Source organism: Gymnodinialimonas sp. 57CJ19, assembly GCF_038396845.1.
Taxonomy (GTDB): Bacteria; Pseudomonadota; Alphaproteobacteria; order Rhodobacterales; family Rhodobacteraceae; genus Gymnodinialimonas.
In genome coordinates this window covers 2,405,814-2,432,010 of record NZ_CP151587.1, presented here as the reverse complement: position 1 = coordinate 2,432,010, position 26,197 = coordinate 2,405,814, and the positions used below count along the sequence as shown (strand labels likewise).

Sequence of the window (26,197 nt, the reverse complement as noted above, 5' to 3'; positions counted from 1 at the left end):
TCCGCAAAGTTTCCAAATGGGTCTATGCCAAAGGGGAGGTTGCAGCAATAGATCAGCGCGACCAGAGACGTCGTCCCTGATGACGGCGTGCGGTATCGAATTGGAGCGTGCCATCCACCAAGGACACGGCAATCGCCCCGGTGTCGCGAAGCGTTCGGGGCGTCAGAAACAAGCAGCCTTCCGGCACGGGGGCGTTGGGGGTTGTCAGGTATCGCCGCGTTTCCCTTTCGGCCCGTTGCACCGCCGCGCCGGGGTCTTCGGGCGGCACATTCACCACAAGCAGATCATGGGCGGCACAGGCTTGATCCACCAGCCGAGAGGCGGCGCGCCCGGTCCCATGCCAAAGGCTGAAGTCGCCAATCAGCGCCAAAGCGCCGGGGTCCGCATCGGCCCAGGTCGGGCGGCTTGCAGCATCCGCTTGATTGGCCCGGTCGCCATCATTCTCCAACCAGATACCGGCCACGAAACCGTCGCCTCGCGGGCGGCTCAAAGCGCGGCCCTGTGGGGAGAGGACGCCCACAATGCCCCCCGGCTCGGAGATCAGCACAAGCGGCCGCGTGCTGCCTTGCCACAGCACCAGCCCCAGCGCGATGGGGGCCAGCGCCAGCCACCGCCCCCTGCCGTTCCATAAGCACAGGGCGATCCCGCCCACGGCGATCAGCGACAGCACGGCGGCGGGCGGATTGGCGACCATACGCACGGCCCCCGGCAAGCGGGCGACGTAATCTGCCACGCCCAAGATCCAGTCCAACGCGTACTCCATAATCCAGAAGGCAAACCCCGCCGCCCCGAAAGGTGCAAGGATCAGCGCCAGCACCGCGACCGGGATAACGACCGAGCCCATCACCGGCACCGTCAGCAGGTTCGCCCCCAACCCGTAGACCGCCAAGCGGTTGAAATGAGCCGCTGCAAAGGGGGCCGTCGCCCCGCCCGCGATGATCGAAGACGTCAGCAACCCCCAAGCGCCCTTCACCCAGCCCGGCCAATTGCGCATCCAGACCGCGCCTTGCAGTCCCGTGAAGGCGGCCACAAGGGCCGTGGTGGCCGCGAAAGACATCTGGAAGCCCGGCGACATCAGGGTTTCAGGCCGGTGCAGCAATACGATTATCGCCGCGATGGCCACGGACCGCAGGGTGATGGCGCGGCGGTCCAGAAGCACAGCGGTGAACATCACGGCGATCTGGATAAAGGCCCGCTCCGTCGCGACATTGCCGCCGGACAGGGCAAGATAGAACGCGCCCGAGGCCAGTGCCGCCACCGCCGCCCATTTGCGGATCGGGTAGCGCAGGGCCACCGGAGGGGTCAGCGCCAGAAGTACGCGCAGGGCGGCATAGACAAAGCCCGACAGCAACCCCATGTGCAGGCCCGATATCGCCAACAAATGCGCGATATTACTGTCGCGCATATCCTGGATGGAGGTCAGTGACAGGCCCGAGCGATCCCCGGTCAGCACCGCTGCGGCAAAGGCCCCCGCCTGCCCCGGTATCTGCGCCTGGATCGTGGCCGACATGCGCATTCGCAGACTGAAAAGCGGCGCCACCCCCTCGGCCGGCGGTGACAATAACAACACCGGAGACCGGGTGTAGCCAACCCCGCCGATGGATTGGAACCAGGCGTGCCGCTGGAAATCAAACCCGCCGGGCTCTGCCGCGCCATTGGGGCCGGACAGGTGGCCCGTGGTGAAGATGATCGCACCCGGTAGCGGCTCCATGAACCCTTGATCGCCGTGCAACGCGATGCGCACCCGCCGGGGCGTATTGCGCACATCGTCCAGCCGCACTTGATCCAAGGTCAGCCGCACCGCATCGCTGGAGGATCGGTCAATCCTTACAATCCGCCCCTCAATCGCGCCGTAGTAGCGAAAATCTATCACCGGCCCCGCAACCCAATGAGCCCGCGCCCCCGCAACGCAAAAACCCAAAGCCACCAGAACGGCGGCCGTGGCTAAGGGCCCCCAAACCTCTCGGCGACGCAGGCCCACAATGCCGCAAAGCACACCACCGCAAACCACAAGCCCATAGGTCAAAGGCCCCGGCTCCACCCCCAACGAGAAATAAAGCGCCACGCCAAGGCCCAAGGCGACAGCGGACCAAGGCATCAACGAACCCCTCTGGCCCTGCTGGACCGCGTTCACCGCGCCTAAGATCAAATCATCCGCCTTCTCTTGCCCGGCCCTTGCCGGGATCAACCGCCCAAGATACCTAGCCTCAACGGTGCCAGAACATGGTTGCCAAAAGGTTAACGCGCGCGGCCCGCCCGAGGGGCCGGAAAGGTTCTCTTCATGTCAGACGTTCAGCAAGTCGTCACCCGTATCGCCCCCTCGCCCACCGGCTACATGCATATCGGCACCGCCCGCACGGCACTGTTTAACTGGCTCTATGCCCGTGCGCGGGGCGGCAAGTTCGTGCTGCGTGTCGAAGACACCGACCGCGCCCGCTCCACCCCCGAGGCGACCCAAGCGATCCTTGACGGGCTGGCGTGGCTTGGCCTCGACTATGACGGCGAGGCCGTCAGCCAGTTTGAACGTGCCGACCGGCACCGAGAGGTGGCCGAGCAAATGCTGGCCGCGGGCCATGCCTACAAGTGTTTCTCCACCCAAGAGGAAATCGCGGCCTTCCGGGACGCCGCCAAGGCCGAGGGTCGATCGACCCTGTTCCTTTCCCCTTGGCGCGACGCGACAGACCACCCCGATGCCCCTTATGTGATCCGCCTGAAAGCGCCGCGCGAAGGCACCACCGTAATCCGCGACCAGGTCCAAGGCGACGTGACAATCCAGAACGCGACGCTCGATGATATGATCCTGCTGCGCTCGGACGGGACGCCCACCTACATGCATGCGGTCGTGGTGGACGATCATGATATGGGCATCACCCATGTGATCCGGGGCGATGACCACCTTAACAACGCCGCGCGTCAGGTCCAGATCTTCAAGGCGATGGATTGGCCCGAGCCGGTTTGGGCCCATATTCCCCTGATCCATGGCGATGACGGCAAGAAACTGTCCAAGCGCCATGGCGCCACGGGCGTGATGGAATACGCCGAAATGGGTATCCCCGCCGCCGCGATGCGCAATTACCTTGCGCGCCTTGGCTGGTCCCATGGCGATGATGAGTTGTTCACCGACGAACAGGCGCTGGAATGGTTTGATCTGGACGGCATCGGCAAATCGCCGTCGCGTCTGGATATGAAAAAGCTGGCCAACGTCACGGGATGGCACATCGCGCGGGCCGATGACGCGGATTTGGTGGCCCAGATCAACGATTTCTTAAAACTCACGGGCCAAGCTGAGCTTTCGCAGGCGCAGCATGATGGGCTGATCCGTGCGATGTATTGCCTCAAGGATCGGGCGAAATCTCTGCCGGATCTTCTCGATAAGGGGCGGTTTGTATTGGAGAAACGCCCATTTGAGTATGATGAAAAGGCCGTGAACGCCCTCGATCCGGTATCCCGTGGTATACTGCGGGAATTGACTGCGCAGTTGCAGAATGATAGCTGGACACGAGACACGCTAGAAGGCGTCCTGAACGCCGCCGCGCAATCCCACGGATTGAAATTCGGCAAACTGGCAGGCCCGCTCCGCGCGGCGCTTTCCGGGCGCACAGTATCGCCCAGTGTGTTTGATATGATGCTTGTCATCGGCCGGGACGAAACAATCGCCCGCCTTGACGAAGCCGCCTCCCTCTCCTGATCGCGGGGGGCTGCCTCTTTTGGGGATGCCGGACTTGTTCCGGTCGTCCCAACCGCCGTTTAGGAGGACTCTCTCCTAAGCCCCCAACTTCCCGCCGGCATCCCGCCGCGCGCCTTACGAAGGGACGACCATGGCCGACACCAGAACCGCCACTTTGACCATTGATGGACAGACCGTCGATCTGCCAATCCACACGCCAACCGCGGGCCCCGATGTCGTCGACATCGGCAAGCTCTATGGCAAGGCGAGCGTGTTCACCCACGATCCCGGCTTCACCTCCACCTCGGCTTGCGAATCGTCGATCACGTTCATTGACGGCGACAAGGGTGAACTGCTGCACCGCGGCTACCCGATCGACCAACTGGCGGCTCAGTCCCACTACCTCGAAGTCTGCTACCTGCTGCTCTACGGCTACCTGCCCTCCGAGGCCGAGCTGGAAAAGTTCGAGACGACCATCACCCACCACACGATGCTGCACGAGCAGATGGCCAACTTCTTCCGGGGCTTCCGCCGCGATGCGCACCCCATGGCCGTCATGGTTGGCGTCGTCGGCGCCATGTCCGCGTTCTACCACGACAGCACCGACATCAACGACGAGCGCCAGCGTGAAATCGCCTCCCATCGCTTGATCGCCAAAATGCCCACGATCGCGGCATGGGCTCACAAATACACGATCGGCCAACCCTTCGTGTATCCCCGCAACGACCTCAGCTATGCGGCGAACTTCCTGCGCATGTGCTTTGCGGTTCCGGCCGAAGAATATATCGTCGACCCGATCCTCGAACGCGCCATGGACCGTATCTTCACGCTCCACGCCGACCATGAGCAGAACGCCTCCACCTCCACGGTGCGCTTGGCGTCGTCCTCCGGGGCAAACCCCTTCGCCTGCATCGCGGCTGGCATTGCCTGCCTCTGGGGCCCGGCTCACGGGGGCGCCAACCAAGCCTGCCTGGAAATGCTCAAGGAAATCGGCACCGTTGACCGCATTCCCGAATTCATTGCCCGTGCCAAAGACAAGAACGACAGCTACCGCCTGATGGGCTTCGGCCACCGCGTCTACAAGAACTTCGATCCCCGTGCCACGGTGATGAAGCAATCCGCGGATGAGGTACTGGAACTGCTCGGCGTGGAGGATAACCCCCTCCTGCAAGTCGCCATGGAACTGGAAAAACAAGCCCTCGCAGATCCCTACTTCTCCGAGAAAAAGCTCTTCCCCAACGTGGATTTCTACTCCGGCATCATCCTCGAGGCGATGGGCTTCCCCACCTCGATGTTCACCCCGATCTTCGCGCTGTCGCGGACCGTGGGCTGGATTTCCCAGTGGAAAGAACAACTGGACGATCCCGCTTTGAAAATCGGCCGCCCTCGCCAACTCTACACCGGTGAAACGGCCCGCGATTACGTCGATATCAAAGACCGCTAATCACATCCCAGACAAAACAAAGGCCGCTCCCAACTGGGGCGGCCTTTTCCGTTGCTACATCTCTCCAGGAATGACCTCCGCTACTCCGGTCGCGCGGCCTCCCCTTCATCTTGGCAAATACAACTCAATCCCGGCCTTTCAGCCCGCTCAGCCGCCCGCTTTTTCCGCTGCCAGCAGCCCAATACGCTCTACCATCGCCCGCACCCCGTTGGACCTCTGCGATGACAGGTGCTCGTCCAACCCCAGCCGCGCCAGTTCCGCAGGCGCATCCACCTCCAAAACCTCCCGCACCGAAATCCCGCTATACAGCGCATGGAGCACCGCAATCAGCCCGCGCACGATGATCGCGTCGCTGTCGCCCTGAAAATCGAACCTCTCCCCGTCGATCCGGGGCAAGATCCACACCTGCGACGCACAGCCATCCACCTTGGTCGCCGGTACTTTGACCGCGTCATCCATGGCGGGCATTGCTTTGCCAAGTTCGATCACATGGCGATAGCGTTCTTCCCAATCGTCAAGGAATTCAAAGGTTTCGGCGATTTCTTCAAAGGCTTCGCTGGCCATGTCGCGGCTCCGATAGACTATTATCCACCGCTCTGAGGTAGGGCGTTCCGGCCACGCCGTAAAGGGCTGCCTTCATCGCCCGGGTTTCCAACCCGCCCGCGATCGTTTACGCACGAGCACAAGCTAATCTGTGAGGGTCCTTGCCATGTTGCGCGCCATCGTTGTTGTCTCTGCCATCTTGTCCCTTACGGCCTGTGATAGCCGCATAAACCCGCTTAATTGGTTTGGCGGCGATCGCGAAGAACGGATCACCCTGAACCCCGATGCCGTGGGCGCAAATGCGATCATCGACGGGCGCAGCCTTGTGGCCGAGGTCACGCAGCTCTCCGTCGAGCAAACCACCTCTGGCGCCATTGTGCGCGCCCAAGGCATCATGCCTTCGCAAGGACACTACGATGCGGAATTGGTACTGGTTGAGGTGACGGACACGGTTATCGCTTATGAATTCCGCACCGCGCCGCCTTTGGGTCAGTCCACAGCGGGCCTGCAACAGATTGATGTTGCGGCAGAACTTACCGTTGGCGAACTGGCGGGCATCCGCACGATCACGGTCATCTCGCAAAACAACCGCCGCTCGGTCGGGCGTCGCTAAGCCCTGCGTTGCGTCGCGGCCCGTCAGGCCGCGACGATCTTGACCTTCTGGCCCTTAGCCGACAGCGCGATCTCTCCATTCAGAAGCCGCTGCGCATCGGCGCCGAAGACCTCCTGGCGCCACCCCGACGACCACACCCCATCGGTATAGCCCGAGGCGATGTCGTCCAGATCGCTGGACGAGGCGATCAACTTTGTCGCCACGCCGGCCTCTTCCGCCTTGGCCTTCAACAAGACCCGTAACAGATCCGCCAGTGCGGGGTTGAGGCTGGACCGATCGCGCCCCGCCGCGACCTTGGGCATATCGCTGTTGGCCACCGCCATGCCGCGGGCCACAGCTGCCACCAATCCTTCGGCAATCGCGCCCTTGCGGGCATCGCGCAGCAGAAGCCGCGACTTGCTCAGGTCGGCCACCGTCTTGGGCTTGGTGCCTGCCAATTCCAGCAGGGCGTCGTCCTTCAGCACCCGGTTGCGCGGCACGTTCTTTTCCTGCGCATAGGTCTCTCGGAAGGCGGCAAGCTCTCGGGCGATTGCCACGGTGCGGCCGGAATTTGTGCGTAGTTTCAAACGCTTCCATGCATTTTCAGGATCAACCACGTAGTTGTCCGCATTGGTCAGCTGCGCCAGTTCCTCTTCCAGCCAATGGGTGCGCCCTGTCCTGGCCAATTCCGCCGACAGATGCTCGTAGATTTGGCGCAGGTAGGTCACATCGCGCAACGCATAGATCTTTTGCGCGTCAGACAAGGGCCGTCGGGACCAATCGGTGAAGCGAGAGGATTTATCGAGATCGGACTTCGCAATCCGTCTCACCAGCGTCTCGTATCCCACTTGGTCGCCGAAGCCGCAGACCATCGCCGCGACCTGGGTGTCAAACAAGGGGGCGGGCACAATGCCGCCTTCGACGAAAAAGATCTCGAGATCTTGCCGTGCTGCGTGGAAAACCTTCACCACATCGGGGTTGCGAAACAAATCATAAAGCGGCTCAAGCGAGATCCCGTCGGCCAAGGGATCAATCAACACCGCGTCGCTATCGTCGGTCCCCGGAAGGGCCACCTGCACCAAGCAAAGCTGCGCGAAATAGGTGCGCTCTCGCAAAAATTCAGTGTCTACAGTGACATAGGGCTGTGTTGCGGCACGGGCACAATAGTCGGCCAGCGCTTGGGTCGTCGTGATTGTATGCGGCACGTGTGAGCGTTCTTCATCCAGAAAAAAGGGTCTTGTTTGTGTAGAGGAGTGGCGCTCGGATGAAAAGGCGGTGCGCCAAATTCCCATGGCAACGCGGGGGACCCCGGTGAGTTAGCCCAGATAAATGGGCGTGCGCTCGCCGTTTGCAAACCGACGCAGCGCGGCGGGATAGAGCTGATGCTCGAAGGGCAGAATACGCGCGGCCAAGGTATCGGGCGTGTCACCCGGCGCGATATCCACACGCGCTTGGCCTAGAATGGGGCCGTCATCAAGGGCGGCGGTGACCTCGTGAACCGTGCATCCGGCCTGCGCATCGCCGGCCTCAATCGCGCGGGCATGGGTGTTGAGCCCCTTATAGAGCGGCAGTAAAGACGGGTGGATGTTCAGCATCTGCCCTTCCCACCCCGCCACAAAGTCCGGAGTCAGAATGCGCATGAAACCAGCCAGGCAGATGATATCGGGCGCGTGGGCATGAAGCACGTCATTCAAAGCCTTCTCGAAGCGTTCGCGATCCTTGCCGAAAGGTTTGTGGTCCACGCAAGCCGTTGGAACCCCTAGCCCTTCCGCTTTCGCCAAGCCCCCCGCACCGGGCACGTTGGACACCACGACACAGGGCCGCGCGGGGTGGTCCCCGGTCATGGACTGGACCAGAGACACCATGTTGGAGCCGCCGCCCGAGATCAGGATTGCGACCCGTTTGTTCAAAGAAGCGAGCCCGAATAGCGCACGCCCTCACCGGCCGTGACGGTGCCGATGCGGTGCACGCTTTCGCCGGCCTCTTGCAAGGTCCACGTCAGCCCATCCACCGCCTCGGCGGAAACGGCCAAGACCATGCCGAGGCCCGCGTTGAAGGTCTTCAGAAGCTCTGCTTCTTCCATCCCCCCCTCTTGCGCCAACCAGCCGAACACCGGCGGCAAGGGCCAAGCGCCCAAGTCGATATCGACGCCGAGGCCGTCGGGAAGGACGCGGGGAATGTTCTCGGTCAGGCCTCCGCCGGTGATATGGGCCAAGGCATGCACCCCGCCCGCGCGGATCGCGGCAAGCGCGGGTTTCACGTAAAGGCGTGTAGGGGCCAGAAGCGCCTCGCCCAAGGGGGCATCTGCGAAGGGCGCAGGCGCGTCCCATGCCAGGCCCGAGCGTTCCACAATGCGGCGCACCAGCGAATAGCCGTTGGAATGCACCCCATCCGAGCTGAGGCCAAGCAGAACATCGCCTTCTTCCACGCGCGCAGGCAGGGTTTGCCCCCGCTCCATCGCGCCCACGGAGAAGCCCGCAAGGTCAAAGTCGCCGGGCGCATACATGCCGGGCATCTCAGCGGTCTCACCGCCAATCAACGCGCAACCCGAGGCCGAGCAGCCCGCCGCGATGCCTTCCACAATACGCGCGGCGTCATCGACATCCAGTTTGCCCGTCGCGAAATAATCCAGGAAAAACAGCGGCTCCGCCCCTTGGCAGACCAAATCGTTCACGCACATCGCCACCAGATCGACACCGATTGTGTCGAAGTTCCCGGTATCAATGGCAATCTTCAGCTTGGTGCCGACACCGTCAGTGGCCGCGACCAGAACCGGGTCCGAATAGCCCGCAGCCTTCAAGTCAAACAGAGCGCCAAAGCCGCCCAAGCCAGCCATAACCCCCGACCGCGACGTTGCGGCGGCAGCGGGTTTGATCCGGTCAACCAGCGCATTCCCGGCGTCGATATCAACGCCTGCTGCCGCATAGGTCAGCGCGTCCGTTTTCTTGTCGCTCATGTGATGGCCCCTTCTCGCAGACGCCGCTCAGTTATCAGCCTGTCACCGCCCCGTCTATGGACATCCGCACCTTGGGAACCCTTGCAAGGGCGCAACAATCCCACTGTTCTCGGTGGATTGTCCCTGCATCTGCCCAATTTTAGACAAAATAGCCTCATATCGGTTGAAAAAGACCATAAGAGACGAGGCAACCGGCATGAAACGTAATCCCTCCACCGAAGTATTTTTCATTGTCGATGGTGAACGTCTGGAGGCGCAGGCCACGTTGCTGGCCGCAACCCTGAAGCGCCATCTGATGCCGCATCAACGCGCCGTGGCCTATGTACGCGAAGATTACCGGGACAAGATGCAAGACTTCACCGTCAGCGTGTTGGACGCCAGCGATGTCGAAATCCGCCTGATCCCCAATACCAACGGCGGCCACGCCCCTTGGCTGGCCCCCTACCCCCAAGGCAACAAGATCCTTGCCGCAGCGACCCCACGCGATTGCGACGTGTCGGTATTCCTCGATACCGATACCGTGCTGACCGAGCCTGTGGAATTTGCCGATGAATTGGGCGACGGGCTGGTGGCGGCTTGTGTGTCGGATTACGCGTCCTCCACGGGAACGCAGGAAGATTGGGAAGACTATTACGCCGCGTTCAAGCTGCCCTTCCCCGAGGAAAGGGTACAGTTGAGCGGCGGGCGCAAGTTGATGTCGGTACCCTATTTCAATGCGGGCGTTCTGGTGTTCCGCGAGCGTACCGATGATGGCGTGTCGCTGGAGTTCGGCCGTGATTGGCTTGGCGCTGCGATGCATTTCGAGCGTGACGTGAAGCGCGACTATGCCCGCTCCAACATCGACCAGTTCACCTTGCCGATCTTGGGCTACTTGCGCGGCCAGCCCGTCCAGATCATGGGCCAGCACATGAATTTCAACATCCAAGGCCACGGCGATGGTGAGGGCCAAGCCCAGAAAGTGGCCCATTATCACGCCATCGGTGCCCTGTGGAAACACAAGACCCACGGTCGCAGCGCCCTGGAAGCGATTGCCGAAGTCAAAGGCCAAGCCGCCCCAGAGCAGTTTCTAGAGGTCTATGGCATCCACGCCCGTCGCAAGAATATGAAACACCATCTGCGGGCGATGGCCGCCGATCGAGCGGCCTAATCCCCCGTTTGGGACGGTGTTGCACAGCGGTTGTCGCGCAAGATTCTCTTCCCGACCCATGGCGATGCCATTGGCCCTTCAAAGTGGCGAAAGCCTCTGCTAGTCCTGCGGCCATCGGGGGCCTGTAGCTCAATTGGTTAGAGCAGAGCGCTCATAACGCTTTGGTTGCGGGTTCAAGTCCTGCCGGGCCTACCAAAACCCCCTTAAGTATCTGATTTTATTGACTATTTTTTGCCCCAAGAATTGCTTAGGTGCTATATCTATCAATGAGTTACAAGATTGTTGCCCCCAAAGGCCTAAAACTTGGAAACCGTCTTGTACCGGATAGACGTACTGTCGCACGCGGCGACGCCTCGAAGGGAACAACTCGCACTCATGCAACTTTCGGCCTAATGCGTTCGCCCATAACCTTCTCCTTGCAAGAGGTTGGCACCCCCGCAGGTCCCAAGCGAAGCATTGCTGACAACTTCCAGCATTAATCTAATTTGATAAACGAAATGCGTCGTCCAACTCGCGCGACCTGAGCCCGAAGCCGATATACTCAGAGGCAAAAGTGTTTCCTCCAAGCGTCGTGAGTTCGAGCCCCGCGCAGACACTAAGCGTGTGCACCATGTACGATAGACATGGCCCCCCTAGGGTCACATGCATTTCAATTGATGCCAAATTTTGCGCGGCTTCTTCGTTGTCGCCAGCGAAAGTCCGTCCACTTGCAAAAAGTGCTTCCTGAAATTCACTTGCTCGGTGGGATTCAAAAACCGTAAAACCCATTTCAAGATTCCTTGCGTGCAACGTCATGTCCATACGCTCCTCGGCAGCGACGCGATGGTCGAACGACGAAAATAAATCTAAATAGCCAAGATTGATCGGCTCGCCAGTAGGAGCTTCGAGCGCCTCAGATGTGTTCCATACATCAAAGCGTTCTTCAGCCAGAAAGCGAAAAGACATGACTTGATTAGGCGCTATGCTAAACGGGCGCCCATCCCAATACTCTCCGTCGATGAGTACTGGTGGAGGGAATAATCCACTTGGTGAAATATCGACCCGTTGCACCACCGTAGACCTACGGCTTTCGTTCACGACCACAAACTCAACCTCTTGGGATACGCCGTCGTGGGTAAGATAAAACTGTCCCGATCGTTCCGATGGCTGCACGAAAAAGCGTTCTCTCACGTTGATCCAATCGGAATAAACAGCGTAGGCGCCTAAACCAATCGCCACGATGGTTCCGACAACATGGATCGTCTCACCAAGTTTCATGTTTGGCCCCTCAAAATACTTATGCTTCCTCACGGTAGATGACATTCATCAGAACCTGAGCGAGTAGTGTCGTTCAATTCACCAGATACCAAAGAGCCTGCGCAACATAGAGAAAATTCGTTGGATTCTTAGGGACCGACTTGGTTCAGATATTTGTCTCTCGCTCAGCGATTCTATCATCGAACCTTTCAACATGTGAGGCGCGAGTAACGGCCCGAGAGGAAAAAGGCGGTCGAATTGCACGATCAAAATGAAATCTTGGGGGCAATGGAAAGCTATGTTTTGTAGGTCACCGATACATGCATGGTAGTCCCCGAACGATGCTTGGGGGCAGGAAGCAAGAAAAATGCTTAATTTTCAATGGCGAAAAGAAAAGGTCTTGATCCTGCCGGGCCTACCAAATGCCCCGAATTGCCGCGAAAACACTGCCGCCTGGGCCTTGACGGTTCCGTCTCCGCAGGGTCGAGAGGCACTAGCTGTTTCGGTATGATCCCCCCCGAATGGTATGGCTGCCGTTGCCCATGGCGAACAAAGCAACCGCAGGATCACCCCGCCCCGTTAGAGGCATTGGTGAGGTGAACCGTTAGGGTCGGTGCCACGTTCATATGGCCGCCCACGGGGAAGGCCTCGCGATCCTTGGGGTCAAGCTGCATACTGCCGATCACCTCGGCGCTGACACCGCGTTTCAAGGGTGATCCGTCGATTTCTGCGACCCGTCCGTTGGTGCCCCACACCGGGCGTTGTTGCGCCGTCGCACCAAGGCTGGACAAGGATGGCGGAATGGTCGCCGAATATCTAGCGAGGCAGCGTCAGATCCACCCGCAACCCGCCCAAAGAGGCGCTTTCCCCCAGCGCCAAAGACCCGCCGTGGCGGCGCGTGATGTCATGGGTAATGGCCAGCCCCAGCCCGACGCCGGACCCTTGGTTCTGGTTGCGGGCGGTATCGAGCCGAATGAAGGGGCGCAACGCCTCCTCCCGCAACTCGGGGGGGATACCGGGGCCCGCATCCTCCACCGTGATGCGCAAGGTCCGCTCCATCACCGCGACAGACACCGCCGTGCGCCCGCCATATCGCAAAGCGTTCGATACAAGGTTGGTGACGGCCCGCTGTACTGCCATGGGGCGCAGCAACACAGCCTCCACCGCGTCGGGCATCTCAAGGCTCACGTCGCCCCCGGCCCTTTGCGCGTTCTCCACGATCTTGCGCACCAATGCGAGGGGATCGACCAGCTCCGGATCATCCAGCACATCGCCGCGCACGAAATCAAGGAACGTGCTGACAAGGTTCTGCATCTCGTCCACGTCCTGGATCAACGCATCGCGATCCGCGCTGTCGTCCATCATCCCCAACGCCAGTCGCATCCGTGTCAGAGGCGTGCGCAGATCGTGGGACACGCCTGACAGCATCAGGGTGCGTTGCTCGAGGTATCCCTCGATCCGGCCCCGCATATCCAGAAACGCCCGCCCTGCCGAGCGTACTTCCGTCGCCCCGGACGGGTAATAGGGCGTGTTGCGCCCCTTGCCGAAGTCTTCCGCAGCCCGTGCCAAGCGGCGGATCGGGCGCAATTGGTTGCGCAAGAACAGGTAGGCCACCAAGGTCATCAACACCCCCGTCGCAACCATGATCACCAGCAATTGGTGGGGTGCTGCAGCAGACGCACGACGCCGAGACGTGGTCAGCCCGATTTCCGTGCCCGCCACCTCGACCACCGCCGAAACCAGCCGTTCATTGCTGCGCAGGTCCACCGCCATAACACCGGGCACCCGGTCCCTCAGCACCTCGATCACCACGACGCCTGAAAGATCGTAGAAATACCAATCGTCAGACATGACCGAAGGCGGATCGGTAAGATCAATCTGCAGCTCCGACGCCAGCGCCTCGGCGGCCTCGCGGCCCTCTTCCACCAGCGTATCCAGCACGAGGTTGAGGTCGAGGCTTAACGCGTTGGTCAGCTGTCGCGTCACATCCTCGAAATGGCGTTGCAGAAAGACCGAACTGACGACAAGTTGGATCGTGACCACCGGCACGATCAGGATCAGCGCCGCACGCCCGTAAAGGCTACGGGGCAAGAAGCGTTTGATCCAAGCCGAAGGTGTCATGGGATGTATCTAAGCGGGACAGGGCCGATCATGCAAAGCGAAACACTGGAGCCGGGCCTGCGGCGGGTGACGGCCAACAACCCGTCTCCGATGACATACACCGGCACCCAGACCTATATCGTTGGGGAGGGTGAGGTTATCGTGATTGATCCCGGCCCTTCCGAGCCCGCCCATCTTGATGCCATCCTGGCCGCTCTGCACCCCGCAGAGCGGGTGGCGAAAATCCTCGTGACCCATTCCCATTTGGACCATTCCCCCCTTGCCCGCCCCCTTGCCGAAGCGACGGGGGCGCCCATCTTCGCCGCCGGGTCTTCAGATTGGGGCAAAAGCCCGGTGATGACCGCCTTGGGCGACGGCGTGGGCGGCGGTGAAGGCGTGGATGCGGCGTTCTCCCCCGATGAGCAGATATCCGAGGGCGACGTGATCGAGGGAATCACCGTGCTGGAAACCCCCGGCCACATGGCCAATCACCTGAGCTTCGCCTGGGGGGATGCGCTGTTTTCGGGCGATTTGGTCATGGGCTGGTCCACGTCGCTGGTGTCTCCGCCCGATGGCGACATGACCGAGTTCTTCACGTCCGTCGCCCGGCTCGAGGCGCGCACGGATCGCATCTACTACCCCGGCCACGGCGACCCGGTGACCGAGCCGCAAGCCCGCTGCACCGCGCTGATCGCCCACCGCCGCACCCGCGAGGCGCAAATCCTTGAAGCTTTGCGCACCATCGGCCCCGCGCGGGCCGAAACCCTCGCCCGCCACATCTACACCGACGTGGCCCCCGCCCTGCTTCCAGCCGCCGCCCGCAACGTGCTGGCCCACCTCATCGACCTCCACACCCGCGCCCGCATCACCACCCCCGGCCCGATCCGCGCCGACAGCCTTTTTCACCCCGATTGAATTTTTCCGGTTTCCCCCACTGGACGCCCCAGAAGACCCTTGCTATATCGCCCTCAGTTCCGGCGTAGCTCAGCGGTAGAGCAGTTGACTGTTAATCAATTTGTCGTAGGTTCGATCCCTACCGCCGGAGCCAGTTTTTCACATTAAATCAATGCGTTACTGGCATGTGAGCTTGTCTCACGGCAAGTGTTTAAATGCGCTGGAAGCATTGCGGAAGCAGTAGCGCCGATGTTCCAGACGTGTTTCGCAAGCAACAGTAAATAAAACTCACGCCTCGCGCCGTGGCATAAGAGCAGGCCGCATCTACCCTCGTTCCACTCGGCGCGTCTTCTGCGCGTGACGTCGGCCCGCCGTCACTCGGGCCGTTTTGAGGCACCCCCGAGGAGACCATTCACCATGCCCCCCTAGGCACTGCCCGATATGATTGAAGATATCAGTCTTCTCGAAGCTGCCGTTCAAGACAATTCAATTTCCAGCACGCAACTTTCCAAGAGCGGGCCTCGGTAGAGCTTGAAGTTTGTTCAAGTAACCAGATACTCGATCTCGACCATGGGTGTTCTATGTCCCACGTAACCTGCAAAGCAATTTCTGAGAACTTGAATACACGTGCGCGAAAAAACAGAATTGGAATTAGGAACACTGGATGGCGCTTGAAACCGAACATCTTCAGCTTGTCGGCGCTGACAAGACAGATCGCGGCGCCTATGTCTGCCTGCTCCTTGTCCACAATGAAGGTAACCTCATCGAGCCATTTTTGGAGCACTACCGAAGCTTCGGAAACATAACCTTCATCGTCATAGACGACCGAAGCACCGATGGATCGACCGAGTTCCTTTTGGCGCAGCCCAACGTGACGGTCCTAGCCCCGAAGGAGGGCTCGACCTACGCGAAACACAAACGCGAATGGCGCGGCCAAGTATTGGATGAGGTCGCCGATGGACGTTGGATTTTGGCACCCGATGCGGACGAGCACTTGTTCTGGCACGGTGCGCCGGAACGCAGTTTCGATGACCTGATCAGGGTTCTGGACGCGGAAGGTGCGGGTGCGCTCTATGCGATCATGATCGATATGTATGCCGACAGGCCGCTGGACGAACACGTTTATACCGGTGGGTCACTGTCGCAGTCTTTCCCGCTTTTCGACGATCCAAGGATCGACCCCGCCGGCACTTGGATGGAGCGTGGCGCAAGCCGTTTCCTGAAAAACTGGCCAACGCCTGCGGTATCGGTGCTTGGTGGCATGCGGCAACGCCTGGTGGATTCCCAGTCTTCGCAACTCATTCCGCTGCGCCGGTTCAATCGTCGTCTGCTTGGACGCCTGCGCGACCATCAAGGGATGGGCAGTAATTTTGGCAGGGCATTGACGAAGCACCCCAAGACGATGCCTGCCAATCTTCTCACCAAGCTACCGTTGGTCAAATGGAAGCGCGGTTTCCGGTTTTATGGAGGGGCGCATAGTCTGAATGCCGAAACCGCCATTTCTTCCGAAAGAGCGGTGCTGCTCCACTTTCCAGTGACAAGAGGGCGCGATGGGCTAGACAGCATCGTCTCGCGGGGGCAACACAGCGCCAATTCCGGTCACTACAGAGCGCTTTTAGGAGTAGCAGAGATCAATCCGACGTATTACGGAACTCGAGAGTTGACGTCCCTGAAGGATATGGACGGCATCACCCTACCGCCACGGAGGCCGACATGAAGCCGAAGTTCCGAACATTGCGCCGACGCTACCATGAACTGGTGAACAGCCAGACCGTATCGCTTGACGGTATTCGCGTCGATGCGCGCGCCGATGTCGTGGGCCATGATGTCCGACGCGAAATCATCAGGGGCACCTACGAATTTGCAGAACGTAAGCTTCTGGCGCAGGTCCTACGCTCTTCGGATCGCGTGGTTGAAATGGGGGCTGGCATCGGTGCAATCGGTTTGCTGGCTTCTCGTTTGATTGGCGCCGAGAATGTGACGAGTTTTGAAGCTAACCCGGCCTTGGAAGCCGTGATTCGTAGCAATTACGGTAATCCCTCGTTTTAGATGGGGTCCAGCCGTAGAATTCAGACGGCAGTCTTCAGTTTCATGGCGCGCGTCATGCCGCCGAAACCCATGTTGGGTCGCTGGTTGCCGTAAGTCCAGACCCATTCAGTTGCTTGGTCTCGCGCATCCTCAAAGGTTTCGAAGATGTATGGTCCAAGCCATTCGCCGCGAACGGTGCGGTTGTCGCGTTCAATGTAGGCATTCTGTTATGGGTTGCCCGGCTGGATGTATCCCATTCGAACATTGCGTTTCTCGGCCCATTCCATCAGCTTACCACTGATTTACTCTGGGCCATTTTCGACGCGAATTGTCTGCTGTTGACCACGCCATTCAATGATCTGGTTTTAGCATCTGACCACGCTCTCTGCGGGCAGTGAGAAGTCCACTTCGATGTACAGGCCTTCACGAATAAAGACATCCAGCACATTCAATGTCCTGATCGAGCGCCCATCAGCCAGCTGATCCGCCATGAAATCCATCGACCATGTCTCATTGGGCTTATAAGGGACAGTCAGGGGGGCCGGCTTGTCCCGCTTCAAGCGTTTCTTGGGTTTGATACGCAGGTTTAGCTCCAGCACGCAGAAGATCAGATAGACCCGCTTGTGGTTCCAGCCATAACGCTGGACGATCCAGCTAATCGGTGAACTCTTCATTCTCATCGTTCATAACAGGGCTGTATCCATAGCATGTCTCGCTGATTTCGAATGCCCGGCACGCCGACGCGATGCTTACACCAAGTCGTGCGACCGCATTCATAGCCAATTCTAGACGCAGAGACAGCCTTAGCGCTTATTTCCAAGGGCTTCCTTCAGAAAGTCATTCCGCATGCTCATCTCAGCATACATGTGTTTCAGACGGCGGTTCTCCTTCGCCATATCTTCATCTCAGAAATCAAAAACGCATCCATGCCACCAAACTTGGCGCGCCACTAATAGAATCTGGAGCTGCTCATGCCATGCTCACGGCAAAGCTCAGAAACCGGCACACCGCCCTCTGCCTGCTTCAACATTGCCATGCTCTTCCATCACTGTATCGTTCGTTCTTCATCGTAAATCTCCTCAGATGTCTTGCCGAGAAAATTCGGCTCTTGGCCACCGGAAATTATCGGGGGAATTGCCCCTGTACCGGAACGCGCTGTGGCGGAGCGGGACATCATGTCAGGGTCACGAAGGGGGGCAAACTCTCTGCGGTATTGGGCGTGGTGCAGCGCAGATAAGATCATTTTTAGGTGTAGGCGACATCCTCGCCGTCATCAGCGGCATGGAGCGCGTGCCCGCCTAACGTGCCACCAATGCAGCCCCCGTCCGCAAGGACTGCGCCACGCCCGCCAATCGCGCCATGTGCCAAGCCAAAACCAGATTGCTGGACAGCACCGGCACGCCCAATTCGGCCTCGGCCCCTGCGATCACGTCCAATGTACGTAGATTCGTGCACGACAGGAACACCCCGTCGCAAGGGGCTTGGACCGCCGTCACCCGTGCGGCGTTGGCGATTGAAGACGCGTCGATGCGCACAACGTTGGCCTCCTGCGCCTCGTTGAAACTGGCGAATGCGGAGATTTCAATCCCGGCCCCTTCCAACACGTCCACCAACTGGGCAGAGACCTCGGCCACATAAGGGCTGACGAGGGCGAGCCGCTTGATACCCAAGTGCTGACACGCCGCGATCAGGGCCGACACAGGCTCTGTCACCGTGGCGACATCGGCCCCCGCCCGCAGGAGCTCCGCAACCTGAGAAACCCCGATCTGGGCCGTGCCCGAGGTGCAGCCGAACCCAAGGGCCGCGAACCGGGCCCCGCGTGGCAGCAGGCGGGCGGCGGCGCTCAGATCGGCCTCCATCGCGGCGAGGCTTTGGCTTGAAACGCTTGTGGCGGACGGAACGCGGGTGACCAGAAGTTCCGTTTCCTCCGGCAAGAGACGGCGCAAATCATGCTCCAGCGTTTCATCCGCTTGCAGCACGACGATGCCCAATTGCACGGGGCGGTGGCCAGAGAGTTGATAGGCTAGCACACTCATATCACGACCATTTCCGCCCCTTGCGGGCGCGTCAGGTAGCGTGCGCCTTGGGCCTCGATCACGATATTCTCTTCGTGCACCATGATTTTGCCGCCGGGCAAGGTGACGCCTGGCTCCAGGGTCAGGACCATGCCCTCCTCTAGCAAGGTGGTATCGGCCGCGATGAGAGACGGCCATTCGGTCAATTGCATCCCCAACCCGTGCCCCAGCCGCCCCGCGTCCGAGCCGCCACGGCCGGGGTCCACGATATCATTCATCGCGTGAAACACGTCGCACATCCGCGCGCCGGGTTTGGCGGCGGCGAAGCCCGCTTGCGTGGCCTCGATCAGTTGCGCGTGGCCCTCTGCCACTGCGATTGAGGGCGGGCCGAGGCTGAAGTTTCGGTCAAAGTCGCAAAAGTAGCCATCCCAGATCAGGCCGGTGTCCAGCATCATCACATCACCCGCCCGAAGCGGCGCATCATCGGCGGGAGAGATCACATCCCCGTAGCCCCCCGGCGCGGCGGCCCCGGCCAGATAAGGCACCCAATCTGCCCCTTCTTCCAAACAGAGCCGCTGAAAATCGCGGAAAACTTGTGACAGTGCTACGCCTTCGCGGGCAATCTCGGGCACCCGGTCAAAGGCGCTTGTGCCAATGGTCACGGCATGGGTGATTTTGGCGATTTCCGTGGTCGATTTCACTTGCCGCAAACGACGGGTGATCGTGGCATCGCCCATGATCCGCCGTGCCCCAATGGATCGTTCCAAGCGGCGCAAATGGGCCAAGGGCATTCGCACGTGGCTTTCCATCTGGTCGGCAAGGCCAATGGTCCCCTTCGCGGGCGTGAGTTCCTGCAATGTTGCGGCCAGCAACCCCACGCCATCATCGGCGTAATCGGGGGCTTGCCATGTGCGAATGTCCTGCACCCATGTCTGCCCCATCAGATGGGCGCCAATGCTGGGGATGACCGCCACGGGCTTGCCCTTGGCCGGGACGATCACAAACCAGACCCGCGTGGGGCTTTCCCAGAAGCGGGTGAGAAAGCCGGTGTAGTAGCGTATTTCCGGCTCGGTCGTCAGCAACAGCGCGTCAATTCCGGCCTCGGCCATCAGGGATTGCGCGCGGGCGGTGCGGGCCTGAAATTCAGCCTCGGGGAAGCCTCTGGGCGGCGGAGTCATTCCGGCCCCTCGCTGAGGATCACCAGGACACGCGACGCGGTATCCAAACCAAAGCCTCCCTTGGCCGCCACCGCAAGGCCCGCAATACCTGCCGCCCCTGAGGGGGTGGAGGGCATGCCAGCTGCCGCGGCGATCGCGGCACCCTCCGTGCCCTCGGCCTCGGAAATTACCATGAAATCAGTAGCATCCCGCGCCAATCCCTTCAGCGCAATCAACGAAGGCTCTTTACAATCAAGTCGCCCCATGGCGCTGGCGGGCCCCTGTGTGACCTGTGTCGCCCCGGCGGCGACCGAGGCAATCAGCGCGGGCGCGGCCTCGGGCTCTACCACCACGATGCGCGGGCCTTGGCCCCACACCTTCCGCGCATAAGCCGCCACAGCGCCGGCCAATCCGCCGACGCCCGCTTGCAGGAAAATATGGGTGGGCGGCGCGGGCATCTGTGCGGCGGCCTCTTGGATCAGGACCAGATAGCCCTCCATTAACCGCCAGGGGCGCTCCGTGTAGCCGGGCCACGAGCTGTCGGAAAGAAGCACCGCCCCTTCGGCTTCCGCATCAGCCTTGGCCGCTGCCATGCTGTCCTCATAGACCTCCCCGCGCCAACGTACTTCGGCGCCCATCGCCTCGAGCCGGGCCGCGAAGGCTGTGGGCACTGTTGCGGCCAGATAGATCACCGCGCGGGCCCCGAATGCCTGCGCCCCCGCCGCAACAGATAACCCGTGGTTGCCCGCGCTGGCCGTGAAATAGGCCTGCCCCCGCGCCTTTCCCGCCTGCGCATCGCAAGCAATAACATAGGCCGCGCCAAGGGCCTTGAAGCTGCCAAGCCCCATCCGCGCCCGTTCATCTTTGACGTGAAGACTGGCAACCGCGAAGCGTTCTGCCACCTCTGGCAAGGGCGTCAACGGCGTTTGAGCGGCCTCGGGGCAATGGGCCAACAACGCCGTCGGGGCCTGCGCATCGACCGATGGCGAGGGGATATCAGACAGGCCAGCCAACAAGGCGGCGGTTTGGGCGGGGGTGGGCATAAGATGGCGCATGACCAATGGGTAACACGGGCCATCGGTGTGCCAAGAAAAAACAGACAGAATCGAAAAGGGCGCCCCAGTGGGGCGCCCTTGGTCTAGGGAGAGACCAAAGAGAAGGGTCGAATGACCTTTGACTTATTCGGCGTCGAGACGCTCGAAGATTTCGGCGCCATAGGCAGGTGTGCCGCCAACGATTGTCGCACCGTTCAGACCCGCCATGTCGCTGGGTGTGTCGGCGGAGCGGTTGAGGATCTCAAAGGTCTCGGCCAGGGTCGAAGCGCCGGTGGTGGAGACTTGAGTGAGGTTTGTGTTGCCACGGTAGTCGATGACGTCAGAAGCGTGGTCAGCGGACTGGTTGAAATGCGAAATTGCGAAGGCAGTGGAGGTGGACTGCGCAACAGCAGGCGCGGCAGCAGTTGCAACAACAGCGGCGATAAGTGCGATATTTTTCATTGGGTTAGTCCTTTTCTTGTCGTTGTGGGGCGCATTATTTCTGCGGCCCATTTGGGTAGGTTGTTTTAGGGAAGTGACCCGTTGTGTGTCGCTTCGATGACAGAGATATGGACCCCGTTTCTGGGTGTTTCCAGACACGAAATTACGATTTTTGCCAAATATTGGTGCGCCAGTGCACAGCATTTCTTCCCGCCTGCACCAAGCGCACAGGGCCGTGATCCGAGCCCAAAATCCTGTAACAATCGGAAAATATTTCGACGGAAATGCGTGCTCGCGCGTAGGCGATTTCAGCCTGATCTCGGCGCGGCACGGCGGATTTTCGGGGCAAAATAGCCGCCACATTCTCGCCATACTTTTGTTCCGGTAATCGCCTGATTTCAAAAGCAGCATCAAAAAGGTCAACAGCAAAAAAAAGGAGCAGTCCCATGCCGACCCGCAAACCAAAGCCCGCCAAAGGCCAATCCCCCGCGAAAGAGCTCCCTACCCCGGTTCGGTTCTCGGATTGGGCCAGCATCTAGGCGCGACACGTCTTTTCGCTGGAAGAAACTCTGATATAAATCGGTCCTCAACCCGAGGATCATGATGACTGACGCTTTGGATGACACCGCCCCCGTGACGGTGATCCGCAACATCGGCCCTGCCCAAGCCGAGGTTCTGGCCCGCGCCGGAATCCACACCGCCCGCGCCCTGCGCGATCTGGGCGCCCACGAGGCCTACCGCGCGATTCTGAAAACCGGCACCGCGCCTCACTTTATCATGTACTACGTTTTGCACATGGCGCTGCAAGGCCGCCCTTGGAACGATTGCAAGGGTGCCGAGAAGGATGCCCTGCGGGTGCAGTTCGACGCCCTCAAGACGGGTGAGGCCAAGGCGGGCAACAACCCCGACCTTGAAAAGCTGCTCAACACCATCGGCACGGGGCTTCGGCGCTAGGCCTGTCTTCTAAAACGAAACCGACTGTTTCTGATCTTTCACCTTTATGCTCTGCCCAAGTTTTGCCACAATTGGCAAAATGAGGGATGTTTTATGGTTGGTATTTTTGCACTCATGGCCCTTTTGGGCCTCGCGTTTGCCCTGAGCGGCGGCGATGACGACAGCTCGGGCGCAGAGGAAACGCCCGTCGGCGGCCCCATGCCGGAAATTGAAGGCACAAACGGCAATGACGTCATCTCGGGCACGGCCCTGTCTGAGCTCATCTTCGGGCTTGATGGCGATGACGCCATTGATGCCGACGGCGGCGACGATATCGTGGAAGGCGGCGCGGGCGAAGACAGCATTATCGCAGGCACGGGCAACGACATGGTTGACGCAGGCGCGGATGATGACCGCGTCAACGCGGGCCCCGGCAATGACAGTGTTGAAGGCGGCACGGGCAATGACACGGTGCGTGGTGAAGGTGGCCGCGACCTGATCGGCGGTGGCGATGGCGATGACGTCCTGCGCGGCGGCCTGTGGAACGACACCCTTCTGGGTGAAGGCGGCATGGATAGACTGTTCGGCGATGCCGGCGATGACGAGATCTATGGCGGCGACGGTGCCGACCGAATTTCCGGCGGCTTCGGCAATGACGGCCTTTTTGGTGGTGCAGATAACGACACCCTGACCGGGGAAGATGGCAACGACTTCCTCTCTGGCGGGGCGGGCGATGACAACCTTCGCGGACAGTTCGACAACGACACGATCCTGGGCGGTGACGGCAACGATCTTGTCTCGGGCGGCTCTGGCGATGACACCGTCGTAGGCGACGCGGGCGACGATACCGTCTTGGGCGGTAACGGCGACGACTTCCTTGATGGCTCTGCTGGAAACGATATCCTTGACGGCGGCGTGGGCAACGACACGGTGATCGACCACTTTGGCGAGAACACGCTTTACGGCGGGGCGGGCAATGACCTTCTGGATGCCTTGGCCGCGCCTTTGTTCTCTGCCCCTGGCCTTGCCAGCAGCCTGTTTGGCGGTGACGGGAATGACCTTATCCGCGGCGATAACGGGGACGAGCTGACCGGTGGGAACGGCGCTGACCTATTCGAGGTCTACACCAATGGTGACCTTGAAGCAGTCGAAGTGCTCGACCTCGACCTGTCGCTGGATGCCGTCAATATCTACGCCGATCTGCCGGCCGAGCTGATCGCGTTGGGCGACCCCTATATTACCGTCGATGACGCCGCCGATGGCGATGGCAAGGCACTGACCCTGCACACGGGTGACGGAGCCACAGAAGTTGTGGCGCTTCTTCGGGGCCTTTCGGGGGCGGTCAGCATCTCGGGCTCTTTGACGGTTCGTCCGACGTAATCCACGGCGACTGCTGCTAAAACACCCACGAAAAAGGGGCCGCACGATCACGCGTGCGGCCCCTTAGTTAATGACGTTAAGACTTCGGCGCCGGCCATTGGCCGTAGCCGCTGGCCTTAGCCAACCAGTTCAAGACCGGAGAAGAAGAACGCGATCTCTTCGGCAGCAGTCTCAGGCGCGTCAGAGCCGTGAACCGAGTTCTCACCGATGGACAGGGCGAATTCCTTGCGGATCGTACCTTCGGCCGCATCGGCAGGGTTCGTAGCGCCCATGACTTCGCGGTTTTTCGCGATGGCGTCTTCACCTTCCAGGACCTGAACAACGATCGGCTCAGAGATCATGAATTCGCAAAGTTCGCCGAAGAAGGGACGCTCGGAATGCACGCCGTAGAACTGCTGCGCTTGGGCCAGCGTCAGCTGGATGCGCTTGGATGCGACGATGCGCAGGCCAGCTTCTTCGAACTTGGCGGCGATCTTGCCGGTCAAGTTGCGCTTGGTGGCGTCGGGTTTGATGATCGAGAATGTACGCTGGATGGCCATGGGGCTGCTCCGGTTTGACTTGGGTTAAGATTTCGCGGCGCAGGTACCATGGGCGCGGGGATTTGGAAAGGCTTGTTGGTGCGGCAAGGTTTACGCCCCTGCCCCCGCGATCTTCCCGTTAGGCAAGACAGGCCCTAGCGGCGGCCCCAGACCTCTGTTAGGCCGCGCCCCATGTTACGCATGTCTGATATCGGTTATTCCGTCGCCGGCCGCACTCTGCTCGAGGGCGCCTCTGTCACCATTCCTGCGGGCCATAAGGTCGGTATCGTGGGACGCAACGGCACGGGCAAAACCACGCTTTTCCGCATCATCCGGGGCGAATTGGGCCTTGATACCGGCGACATCACCCTGCCCGCCGGCACCAAGATCGGCGGTGTGGCGCAGGAAGTCCCCTCCTCTGACACCTCCTTGATCGACACCGTGCTGGAGGCCGATACCGAACGCGCCGAACTGCTGGCCGACACCAGCCAAGATCCCACCCGGATTGCCGAGGTGCAGGCCCGCCTCGCCGATATTGATGCTTGGGGCGCTGAGGCGCGGGCCGCCACCATCCTGCGCGGCCTAGGCTTCAGCCACGAAGACCAGCAACGCCCCTGCTCCGCCTATTCCGGCGGCTGGCGGATGCGCGTGGCACTGGCAGGCGTGCTGTTCTCGCAGCCCGATATCCTGCTGCTGGACGAACCGACCAACTACCTCGACCTTGAAGGCGCGCTCTGGCTGGAGGCTTACCTGGCCAAATACCCCCACACCGTGCTGATCATCTCCCACGATCGCGGCCTGCTGAACCGCGCCGTGGGCCATATCCTGCACCTCGCCGACAAGACGCTGACCTATTACACCGGCGGCTACGACACCTTCGCCAAGACCCGCGCGGAACGTCGCGCCGTACAGGCTGCCGCCGCCAAGAAGCAAGACCTCCAGCGCGCCCACCTGCAAAGCTTCGTGGACCGGTTCAAGGCCAAGGCCTCCAAGGCGAAACAGGCGCAATCGCGCGTGAAGATGCTGGAGAAGATGGAGACGATCCGCGCGCCTGAGGATGCCGCGCGCACCGTCTTCACCTTCCCCGAGCCCGAGGAACTCTCGCCCCCCATCGTCGCCATGGACAACGCCGCCGTGGGCTACGGCGACCGCGCCGTTCTCAAGCGCCTGAACCTGCGGCTGGATCAGGACGACCGCATCGCCCTTCTGGGCCGTAACGGTCAGGGCAAATCGACCCTCTCGAAACTTCTGGCCGGCAAGCTGTCCACGATGGAGGGCCGCGTGACGTCGTCCTCCAAACTGCGCATCGGCTACTTCGCGCAACATCAGGTGGACGAACTCCACCTCGATGAAACCCCGCTCGATCACCTGCGCCGCGAACGCCCCGCCGACGCGCCCCCGAAACTCCGCGCGCGCCTTGCAGGCTTCGGCCTCGGCGCGGATCAGGCCGAAACGCTGGTGGCCAAGCTCTCCGGCGGCCAAAAGGCCCGCCTCTCGCTCCTGCTCGCCACCCTGGAGGCCCCTCACCTGCTGATCCTCGATGAGCCGACAAACCACCTCGATATCGAATCCCGTGAAGCGCTGGTAGAGGCGCTGACCGCCTACACCGGTGCCGTGGTACTGGTGTCGCACGACATGCACCTGCTCAGCCTCGTGGCCGACCGCCTCTGGCTGGTCAAGGACGGCCACGTCGCCCCCTACGCCCACGATCTGGAAACCTACCGCCAGTCGCTTCTGGGCAACGAGCCCAAGGCCCCGAAACCGGCAAAGCCCTCCAAACCCAAACAACTTACCCACGATCAAATCAAAGACCTCCGCGCCGAGGTCAAAAAGGCCGAAGCCCGCGTCGAAAAGATCGAAGAAATGCGCGAAAAACTCGCCAAGAAACTGGCCGACCCCGCCCTCTACGAAGATGCCCGCGTGGGTGAGCTCACGACCTGGCAGAAGAAATACGCCGAGGTGATGGAAGGTCTGGCCCGCGCCGAAGACCTCTGGGAAAAAGCGCAGGCCAAACTCGATACCGCCAAGTCGTAAGCGCCTCCTTCATCTTGGCAAATACACCTCCGGGGTAAGCGGCTTTTCCTTCGGGAAAGTCGTGAAGGGGCAGCGCCC

At 60.8% G+C, this 26,197-nt stretch carries 24 protein-coding genes, 2 tRNA genes and 1 pseudogene; 12 read left to right on the top strand and 15 right to left on the bottom strand.

Annotated features, from left to right (window positions below; translation table 11 throughout):
- Window positions 1-52: 52 nt before the first annotated feature.
- Window positions 53-2,098, bottom strand: coding sequence for a ComEC/Rec2 family competence protein (locus AADW23_RS11905; protein WP_341861158.1), 2,046 nt, complete (start codon window positions 2,096-2,098; stop codon window positions 53-55).
- 183 nt (window positions 2,099-2,281) lie between these two features.
- Between AADW23_RS11905 and gltX the strand changes: the two genes are divergently transcribed.
- Together gltX and gltA are read left to right on the top strand one after the other, a co-directional pair.
- On the top strand, window positions 2,282-3,688 hold the full coding sequence (gene gltX / locus AADW23_RS11900; RefSeq protein ID WP_341861157.1) for a glutamate--tRNA ligase: 1,407 nt from the start codon (window positions 2,282-2,284) through the stop codon (window positions 3,686-3,688).
- Window positions 3,689-3,818: 130 nt separating this feature from the next.
- Window positions 3,819-5,111, top strand: a complete 1,293-nt coding sequence (gene gltA, locus AADW23_RS11895) for a citrate synthase (RefSeq protein ID WP_341861156.1) — start codon at window positions 3,819-3,821, stop codon at window positions 5,109-5,111.
- Window positions 5,112-5,258: 147 nt separating this feature from the next.
- Here the strand turns inward: gltA and AADW23_RS11890 are convergent, their stop codons facing one another.
- Entirely contained in the window at window positions 5,259-5,675 is a 417-nt protein-coding gene (locus AADW23_RS11890) for a SufE family protein (protein WP_341861155.1), read from the bottom strand.
- A gap of 145 nt (window positions 5,676-5,820) precedes the next feature.
- On the opposite strand from AADW23_RS11890, the gene AADW23_RS11885 reads away from it, so the two are divergent.
- Window positions 5,821-6,267, top strand: a complete 447-nt coding sequence (locus AADW23_RS11885) for a hypothetical protein (protein WP_341861154.1) — start codon at window positions 5,821-5,823, stop codon at window positions 6,265-6,267.
- Window positions 6,268-6,290: 23 nt separating this feature from the next.
- Here the strand turns inward: AADW23_RS11885 and rnd are convergent, their stop codons facing one another.
- The 3 genes from rnd to purM form a co-directional block, all read right to left on the bottom strand.
- Entirely contained in the window at window positions 6,291-7,451 is a 1,161-nt protein-coding gene (gene rnd / locus AADW23_RS11880) for a ribonuclease D (protein WP_341861153.1), read from the bottom strand.
- A gap of 111 nt (window positions 7,452-7,562) precedes the next feature.
- Entirely contained in the window at window positions 7,563-8,156 is a 594-nt protein-coding gene (purN, locus tag AADW23_RS11875; protein ID WP_341861152.1) for a phosphoribosylglycinamide formyltransferase, read from the bottom strand.
- Window positions 8,153-9,202 (bottom strand): phosphoribosylformylglycinamidine cyclo-ligase, encoded by a 1,050-nt coding sequence (gene purM / locus AADW23_RS11870; protein WP_341861151.1) that lies wholly within the window; start codon window positions 9,200-9,202, stop codon window positions 8,153-8,155. Before purM ends, purN begins: the two co-directional genes overlap by 4 nt.
- Before the next feature lie 196 nt (window positions 9,203-9,398).
- On the opposite strand from purM, the gene AADW23_RS11865 reads away from it, so the two are divergent.
- Together AADW23_RS11865 and AADW23_RS11860 are read left to right on the top strand one after the other, a co-directional pair.
- Window positions 9,399-10,349, top strand: a complete 951-nt coding sequence (locus AADW23_RS11865) for a hypothetical protein (protein ID WP_341861150.1) — start codon at window positions 9,399-9,401, stop codon at window positions 10,347-10,349.
- 118 nt (window positions 10,350-10,467) lie between these two features.
- A tRNA-Ile gene (locus AADW23_RS11860) sits at window positions 10,468-10,544 on the top strand.
- 285 nt (window positions 10,545-10,829) lie between these two features.
- Here the strand turns inward: AADW23_RS11860 and AADW23_RS11855 are convergent.
- The 3 genes from AADW23_RS11855 to AADW23_RS11845 form a co-directional block, all read right to left on the bottom strand.
- Window positions 10,830-11,606, bottom strand: coding sequence for a hypothetical protein (locus tag AADW23_RS11855; protein ID WP_341861149.1), 777 nt, complete (start codon window positions 11,604-11,606; stop codon window positions 10,830-10,832).
- A gap of 545 nt (window positions 11,607-12,151) precedes the next feature.
- Complete coding sequence (locus AADW23_RS11850) at window positions 12,152-12,295, bottom strand: hypothetical protein (RefSeq protein WP_341861148.1); 144 nt, start codon at window positions 12,293-12,295, stop codon at window positions 12,152-12,154.
- A 106-nt stretch (window positions 12,296-12,401) separates the two neighbouring features.
- Entirely contained in the window at window positions 12,402-13,706 is a 1,305-nt protein-coding gene (locus tag AADW23_RS11845) for an ATP-binding protein (protein WP_341861147.1), read from the bottom strand.
- 30 nt (window positions 13,707-13,736) lie between these two features.
- Here AADW23_RS11845 and AADW23_RS11840 point away from each other — a divergent pair, with 30 nt between their 5' ends.
- From AADW23_RS11840 to AADW23_RS11825, 4 genes are all read left to right on the top strand, one after another.
- Window positions 13,737-14,600, top strand: a complete 864-nt coding sequence (locus tag AADW23_RS11840) for an MBL fold metallo-hydrolase (RefSeq protein ID WP_341861146.1) — start codon at window positions 13,737-13,739, stop codon at window positions 14,598-14,600.
- Between the two features lie 58 nt (window positions 14,601-14,658).
- Window positions 14,659-14,733, top strand: a tRNA-Asn gene (locus AADW23_RS11835).
- A 510-nt stretch (window positions 14,734-15,243) separates the two neighbouring features.
- The gene (locus tag AADW23_RS11830) at window positions 15,244-16,296 is read left to right on the top strand and encodes a glycosyltransferase family 2 protein (protein WP_341861145.1); all 1,053 of its coding nucleotides are present in this window, start codon (window positions 15,244-15,246) and stop codon (window positions 16,294-16,296) included.
- Window positions 16,293-16,628: a hypothetical protein gene (locus AADW23_RS11825; RefSeq protein ID WP_341861144.1), complete on the top strand. Its 336-nt coding sequence runs from the start codon at window positions 16,293-16,295 to the stop codon at window positions 16,626-16,628. Before AADW23_RS11830 ends, AADW23_RS11825 begins: the two co-directional genes overlap by 4 nt.
- A 20-nt stretch (window positions 16,629-16,648) precedes the next feature.
- Here the strand turns inward: AADW23_RS11825 and AADW23_RS11820 are convergent.
- From AADW23_RS11820 to AADW23_RS11795, 6 genes and pseudogenes are all read right to left on the bottom strand, one after another.
- Window positions 16,649-17,675 (bottom strand): annotated as a pseudogene (locus tag AADW23_RS11820) (transposase).
- 230 nt (window positions 17,676-17,905) lie between these two features.
- A complete protein-coding gene (locus tag AADW23_RS11815) occupies window positions 17,906-18,643 on the bottom strand; it encodes an Asp/Glu racemase (RefSeq protein WP_341861143.1) in 738 nt (245 codons plus the stop codon).
- Complete coding sequence (locus AADW23_RS11810; RefSeq protein WP_341861142.1) at window positions 18,640-19,800, bottom strand: Xaa-Pro peptidase family protein; 1,161 nt, start codon at window positions 19,798-19,800, stop codon at window positions 18,640-18,642. Before AADW23_RS11810 ends, AADW23_RS11815 begins: the two co-directional genes overlap by 4 nt.
- Complete coding sequence (locus AADW23_RS11805) at window positions 19,797-20,822, bottom strand: pyridoxal-phosphate dependent enzyme (protein WP_341861141.1); 1,026 nt, start codon at window positions 20,820-20,822, stop codon at window positions 19,797-19,799. Before AADW23_RS11805 ends, AADW23_RS11810 begins: the two co-directional genes overlap by 4 nt.
- Before the next feature lie 135 nt (window positions 20,823-20,957).
- Window positions 20,958-21,275, bottom strand: a complete 318-nt coding sequence (locus tag AADW23_RS11800; protein ID WP_341861140.1) for a hypothetical protein — start codon at window positions 21,273-21,275, stop codon at window positions 20,958-20,960.
- A gap of 142 nt (window positions 21,276-21,417) precedes the next feature.
- Window positions 21,418-21,729 (bottom strand): hypothetical protein, encoded by a 312-nt coding sequence (locus tag AADW23_RS11795; protein ID WP_341861139.1) that lies wholly within the window; start codon window positions 21,727-21,729, stop codon window positions 21,418-21,420.
- Between the two features lie 125 nt (window positions 21,730-21,854).
- Here AADW23_RS11795 and AADW23_RS11790 point away from each other — a divergent pair, with 125 nt between their 5' ends.
- Together AADW23_RS11790 and AADW23_RS11785 are read left to right on the top strand one after the other, a co-directional pair.
- Window positions 21,855-22,208 carry a TfoX/Sxy family protein gene (locus AADW23_RS11790; protein ID WP_341861138.1) on the top strand — a complete coding sequence of 118 codons (354 nt, stop codon included), beginning with the start codon at window positions 21,855-21,857 and terminating at the stop codon, window positions 22,206-22,208.
- A gap of 93 nt (window positions 22,209-22,301) precedes the next feature.
- Complete coding sequence (locus tag AADW23_RS11785) at window positions 22,302-23,567, top strand: calcium-binding protein (RefSeq protein ID WP_341861137.1); 1,266 nt, start codon at window positions 22,302-22,304, stop codon at window positions 23,565-23,567.
- A gap of 116 nt (window positions 23,568-23,683) precedes the next feature.
- On the opposite strand, the gene ndk is transcribed toward AADW23_RS11785, so the two are convergent.
- On the bottom strand, window positions 23,684-24,106 hold the full coding sequence (gene ndk / locus AADW23_RS11780) for a nucleoside-diphosphate kinase (protein ID WP_089946822.1): 423 nt from the start codon (window positions 24,104-24,106) through the stop codon (window positions 23,684-23,686).
- 171 nt (window positions 24,107-24,277) lie between these two features.
- On the opposite strand from ndk, the gene AADW23_RS11775 reads away from it, so the two are divergent.
- Window positions 24,278-26,119 carry an ABC-F family ATP-binding cassette domain-containing protein gene (locus tag AADW23_RS11775; RefSeq protein WP_341861136.1) on the top strand — a complete coding sequence of 614 codons (1,842 nt, stop codon included), beginning with the start codon at window positions 24,278-24,280 and terminating at the stop codon, window positions 26,117-26,119.
- The last annotated feature ends 78 nt before the right edge of the window (window positions 26,120-26,197 follow it).